Source organism: Paraburkholderia sp. SIMBA_054 (genome assembly GCF_046534875.1).
GTDB lineage: Bacteria > Pseudomonadota > Gammaproteobacteria > Burkholderiales > Burkholderiaceae > Paraburkholderia > Paraburkholderia hospita.
Genome location: NZ_JAWRXV010000637.1, coordinates 1 through 278 on the forward strand (window position 1 = coordinate 1; position 278 = coordinate 278).

The 278-nt window shown below is 59.7% G+C and carries 1 pseudogene; it reads right to left on the reverse strand.

Annotated features, from left to right (window positions below):
* Positions 1–278 (reverse strand): annotated as a pseudogene (locus tag SB822_RS56640) (galactose-1-epimerase); the annotation flags it as partial.

Below are 278 nucleotides of genomic sequence, written 5' to 3' on the forward strand. Positions count from 1 at the left end.
GTTGAAGTACCCATGACTCGTTAGATTGAGCGGCGTCGCGGCGTCGGCAATGGCCTCGTATTCGATGGTCAAGGTGCCGTCGTCGTCGAGCGTGTAGCGCACTTGCGCGGTGACATTGCCTGGAAAACCGGCATCGCCTTCCGGCGACTCGAGCCGCATCAACAGCGACCCATTGTCTTCGCTCACGTCCCATATCGCGCGATGAAAACCGACGCTTCCACCATGCAGCAGCTTCGTGCCTTCATTGCGGTCGAGTGTGTACTCGATGCCGTCGAGCG